Origin of the sequence: Pauljensenia sp. UMB3104 (assembly GCF_030217285.1) — a bacterium.
Lineage (GTDB): Bacteria > Actinomycetota > Actinomycetes > Actinomycetales > Actinomycetaceae > Pauljensenia.
Window position 1 is genome coordinate 1 of record NZ_JASONN010000593.1, and the last position, 237, is coordinate 237.

General features: G+C 51.5%; 1 protein-coding gene. It reads left to right on the forward strand.

The features are described 5' to 3' along the window. Nucleotides 1-22: 22 nt before the first annotated feature. Nucleotides 23-237, forward strand: a 215-nt coding sequence (locus tag QP415_RS12905) for a hypothetical protein (protein WP_285100339.1), incomplete at its 3' end; no start/stop codon positions are given.

A 237-nucleotide genomic window follows, 5' to 3' on the forward strand; every position in this document is an offset into this window, starting at 1 on the left:
GTACGTGACCATCCCTCTGCTCGTGTCTCCGGAAGACACTAAGCCCGGTAAGTACGACAAAACGATCTTCCAGCTTGATCAGTCAATCCAGGTCAAAGGCGACAAGGTGAAGCTTGTCTTGAAAGATAAGAGCTTCGACATCCCGGTTCCTGCAAAAACCGCTGAAGTCGACACCAGCTACCTTGAAGGAGCAATTGCAGAGCACTGGAACGAATACCAGGCAGCACTGAACGACGG